At 68.3% G+C, this 4516-nt stretch carries 1 protein-coding gene; it reads right to left on the reverse strand.

The annotated features are described in order from the left end of the window. Positions 1 to 739 precede the first annotated feature (739 nt). Positions 740 to 3850 carry an efflux RND transporter permease subunit gene (locus VFH59_RS00225; protein WP_325162874.1) on the reverse strand — a complete coding sequence of 1037 codons (3111 nt, stop codon included), beginning with the start codon at positions 3848 to 3850 and terminating at the stop codon, positions 740 to 742. Positions 3851 to 4516 lie beyond the last annotated feature (666 nt).

A 4516-nucleotide genomic window follows, 5' to 3' on the forward strand; every position in this document is an offset into this window, starting at 1 on the left:
ACACGTCGCGGCGTGTCGCCTTGCGGTGCCGCTCGAAACCGGCGTCGTGCTCCATCGACAGGCTCATCTGCTTGGGTGCCATCACGTACCATCCATCCTCAGGTCTCGCTAAGACCGCGGGGCAAAATCAGAGTTTCCTTAGAGGAGCTGCAGCCGCTATACCGCGGGCGCTCGGGAGCTGGGGCAAGCGAGGGTACTCGCTGCGTGGGGTTCGCCGTGCTGTTGTATGCGGCACGACATCGGCGCTTGTGTGAGATGTCCATGGCTTGCTGGTGGGCTGAAGCCCACCCTACGGTGCAACGGTGCCCTGAGTAGGGTGGGCTTGAGCCCACCAGGCCCTCAACCACAGTCCTGCGCCGTCGCGGGAATGACGACACGCAACGGAAAGGACGGCCAACGCCGACACCGTCAAACACCATGCATGCCTCCCTCGCCTCAACTCCCGAGCGCGCGCGGTATAGCCGCTGCAGCTCCTCTAAGAGCAAGAGACCCACTCGGCAAGGCGCAGGGTCACCTAGCTCTTATCTCACCCCGGGCTGAACCAGGCCGTTTCTTTGGTTACTTTCTTTGGGCCAGCAAAGAAAGTGACCCGAGCGCCGCAGGCGATCGGAAGCTCTTCAAACCCCCAAGAACGCGGGCAAGCCCCCCGCAAGAGCGACAAAGAAGAAGTCACCGCTCCCAGCGGGCCTCCCCCCGAGCCCCGGCCCCTCACCAACCCTCTCCCCGAAGGGAGCCGGGATCAGGAGACGTGGGCGACCTCGCGCCGGCGACGCCTCGCGCGCCACGCGCGCACACACGCCGCCAGGCAGGAGAAGATCACGTACAGCGCCGGCGTGCTGAGCAGGGTCAGGCTCTGCGAGATCAGCAGGCCCCCGATCAGCGCGATGCCCAGCGGCCGGCGCAGCTCCGAGCCCTCGCCCAGCCCGATGGCGATCGGCAGCGCCGCCAGGATCGCCACCATGGTGGTCATCATGATCGGGCGGAAGCGCACCAGGCAGGCTTCGCGCACGGCCTCCAGCGGCGTCCTGCCGTGCTCGCGCTCGGCCACCAGCGCGAAGTCGATCATCATGATCGCGTTCTTCTTGACGATGCCGATCAGGAGCACCAGCGCGATCTGCGAGATCACCGACAGCTCCGTGCCGGTCAGCCACAGCGCCAGCAGCGCACCCACGCCCGCCGCCGGCAGCGTGGAGAGGATCGTCACCGGGTGGATCAGGCTCTCGTAGAGCATGCCCAGCACGATGTACACGGTGAGGATCGCCGCCAGGATCAGCCAGCCCATGCCGCTCTGGGTCTGCATGAAGCGACGGAAATCCCCGCCCACGTTGAGGCGGATGTCGCCAGGCATGCGCAGCCCGTCCACGGTGCGCTGGATGATCGTCATCGCCTCGCCCATGCTCACTCCCCGGGCGAGGTTGAAGGACAGGTCCATCGTCGTGTACTGGTCCTCGTGCGACACCTCGGCAGGCGCCAGCCCGGGTTCCTGGTGCGCGAGCGCGCCGAGCGGGATCATCCTGCCGCTGGACGAGCGCACGTAGATGCGGTCGATCGCCGCCGGCGTGGCGGTCTGCGAGGGCAGCGCATTGACCACGACCTTGTACTGGTTGATGTCCGAGTAGATGGTCGAAACCTGGCGCTGCCCGAAGGCGTTGTACAGCGCGCCATCGATGGTGCCGATGGACACGCCCAGCCTGGCCGCCTTGTCGCGGTCGATCACCACGTTCTGGCGCAGGCCGGATTCGTCGACGTCGCTGCCGACGTCCTTCAGCCTGGGGTTCTTCTTCAACGCCGCGACCAGCCTGGGCAGCCAGGTCTGCAGTTCGGCCAGGTCGTCGCCCTGCAGCGAGACCTGGTATTGCGCGCCCTGGTTGCCGCCACCACTGGCGCTGGGCAGGTCCTGCACCGCACGCAGGCGCAGGTTGAGGTCCGGATAGCGGTCGGCCTTGGCGGAGAGCCGCGCGACCACGGCGAAGGTGTCGTCCCGGCGGCCTTCGGCGCGCGTCTTCAGCTCGATGTTGAACGAACCGCTGGTGCCCTGCCGGCTGGTCCCCAGGCGTGAGCCGACCGCCCTGACGTCGGGATCGGCCTGCAGCATCGCGGTAAGGCGCTGCTGGCGCGCGATGGCATCCTGGAACGACACCGTCGCGCTGGAGGTGGCGCGTCCCCAGATGAGTCCCGTGTCCTGTGGCGGGAACAGGCCCGACTTGACCATGCCGAACAGGAAGAACGTGGCCACGATCAGCACCAGCGGGGTGAGCGAGAGCGCCAGCGCATGGCGCAGCGCGAAATCCAGCGCACGCGTGTAGAGCCGCAGCATGCCTGCATGGAAGCGGTCCAGCGCGGCGCCCGGCCGCGACGGCCTGACCGCCCCGTGCCCGCGCAGGAACAGCCCGCACAGCGACGGCGTCAGTGTCAGCGAGATCAGCGCGGACATCGCGATCGCCGCCACCAGCGTCATCGTGAACTCGTGCATGAACATGCCGGTGATGCCAGGGGCGAACAGCAACGGGATGAACACGGCGATCAGCGAGGCGGTGATCGAGACCACCGTGAAGCCGATCTCGCGTGCCCCGGTCAGCGCGGCCGTCATTCTCGGCATGCCGCTGTCGATGTGGCGGATCACGTTCTCGATCACCACGATCGCATCGTCCACCACGAACCCGATCGCGATCACCAGCGCCAGCAGGGTGAGGTTGTTGAGCGTGTAGCCCAGCACGTACATCACCACGAACGCGCCGGCCAGCGACAGCGGCACGGTGGCTGCTGCGATCAGCGTCGGCGCGAGACGGCGCAGGAACAGCGCCATGGTCAGCACCACCATCGCCAGCGATATCAGCAGGGTCGCCTGCACCTCGTGCAGCGAGGCACGGATGGTCGGCGTGCCGTCGAAGTAGGGCGTCAAGGTGGTGCCGGGCGAGAGGTAGGCGCGCAGCGCCGGGAGCTGGTCCTTGACCGCATCGACGGTGGCGATGACGTTGGCATCGGCCTTCTTGTAGACGTACATCAGCACGGCCGGCTTGCCCTGGAACCAGGCGGCCTGGAAGGCGTCCTGCTGACCGGCGTAGACGTGCGCCACGTCGGACAGCCGCACCGGCACGCCGTTGCGCACGGCGATCACCAGCCTGGCGAAGTCGTCGGCGCTGTGCAGCTGGTCGTTGGCGGTGACCGCCATGGTGGTCCGGCCGTTGGAGAGGAAGCCCTGCGGTGAGGTCACGTTGGCCGCGGTCAGTGCGTTGCGCAGCTGGTCGGGCGAGAGGCCCATCGCGCTGAGTGCCTGCAGGTCGACGTCGACGCGGATGGCCGGGGTGGCCGCGCCGGCGATCTCCACCGACGACACCCCGGGCAACTGACGCAGGCGCTGGGCGAGCATCGAGTCGGCGGCGTTGTAGAGCGTGGCGGCCGATTCGGTGTCCGAGGTCAGCGCGAAAGCAATGATGGGGTCGTCGTTGGGGTTGGCCTTTTCGTAGCTGGGCGGGCTGTTGAGGCCCGGGGGCAGGTCCGGCGCGGCCGCATTGATCGCTGCTTGCACGTCGCGCGCCGCCGCGTCCAGGTCGGTGCCGCCGCGGAACATGATGAAGACGAAAGTGCTGCCTTCCGAGCTGTGCGAGCGCATGGTGTCGATGCCGGGCACCTGGCCCAGGTGGCGCTCCAGCGGCGCGGCCACGGTCGAGGCCATGGTGCTGGCGTCCGCGCCGGCCTCCTGCGCCTGCACGAAGATCACCGGGAACTGCATCTGCGGCAGGGCCGCCACGCCCAGCAGCGCGTAGCAGATCACCCCGGCCAGGAGCACGCCGATGGCCAGCAGCGAGGTGCCGATCGGGCGGCGGATGAAGGGGCCGGAGAGGTTCATGCGGCGACGGGCGGCGAGGCAAGGGATCGGAGGATACGAGGCATCGCCGTGCTAACGCGCATCGGGCCGATCGGTTGATCCACCGCGAGCCGGACAGCGCCCGGCCGTCGTCTGCCCTCGCCCCGCCGCCCGGCGACCCTCGGCAATCCCGTTGCCGCTTCTCTACGGGCAGGGCACCCGCCCGGTTGGGCAAACCGCGCGCGCTTGCCGGGATTTCCCGCGAGCCCCGGCCCCTCACCCCAACCCTCTCCCCGGCGGGGAGAGGGAGCGGCATGCGCGGCTCCGCGGGCGTCCGGCACAACGCCCGCAAGCGAGGAAAAAGCCCCCGCATGAGCGCTTTCCGCGAGCCCCAGCCCCTCACCCCAGCCCTCTCCCCGGAGGGGAGAGGGAGCGGGGCGCGTTCACGCCAGCGTCGCTCCCGCACACAAGCCCACGCACTCTCTTGCCTCAGCTCCCGAGCGCCCGCGGCGAAGCGGCTGCAGCTCCTCTATGAGCAAGAGCCCCACCAAGCAACGCGAGGAGGGGCCTAGCTGTGATCTCTCAGTAGGTTGTTCACCCGGGGCGATCCCGGGATTCTGGAGGTGCGACCCAACCAGCACACCAGGAGCCCCGGATGAACCTGCATAAACATGCCCGTCTTACGCCTCGAGGTCGAGCCCTGCTCGT

It is taken from the genome of Frateuria sp. (assembly GCF_035695185.1).
Lineage (GTDB): Bacteria > Pseudomonadota > Gammaproteobacteria > Xanthomonadales > Rhodanobacteraceae > Frateuria_A.